Here is a 311-nt window from a genome sequence, read left to right as displayed (position 1 = left end):
CACGTCGCGCGGCCGTGGTCGATCATAAGGTGCGTGAACTGCTGCCAGTCGCGCTCGGGGACGACGTCGAGCAGGTCCTGCTCTATCGACTCGGGGCGTTCCTCCTCCGTGATCCCGAGCCGCCGCGTGATCCGCTGGACGTGGGTGTCGACGACGATCCCTTTGACCACGTCGTGGCCGTGCTGGAGGACGACGTTCGCGGTCTTGCGACCGACGCCTGCGAGGTCCGTCAGCTCCGACATCGTGTCCGGCACCTCGCCGCCGTGCTTCTCCGCGATGTCCGAACACGCCGAGCGGATGTACTTCGCCTT

At 66.9% G+C, this 311-nt stretch carries 1 protein-coding gene; it reads right to left on the bottom strand.

The genetic code is table 11. From position 1 onward, the window contains the following. On the bottom strand, positions 1–311 hold a 311-nt coding region (nth, locus tag EXE44_RS18880; protein ID WP_369333870.1), incomplete at both ends, for an endonuclease III.

The sequence above is a fragment of the Halorubrum sp. SS7 genome (assembly GCF_005435055.1).
Lineage (GTDB): Archaea > Halobacteriota > Halobacteria > Halobacteriales > Haloferacaceae > Halorubrum > Halorubrum salinarum.
This window is presented reverse-complemented; position numbering and strand designations above follow the sequence as displayed.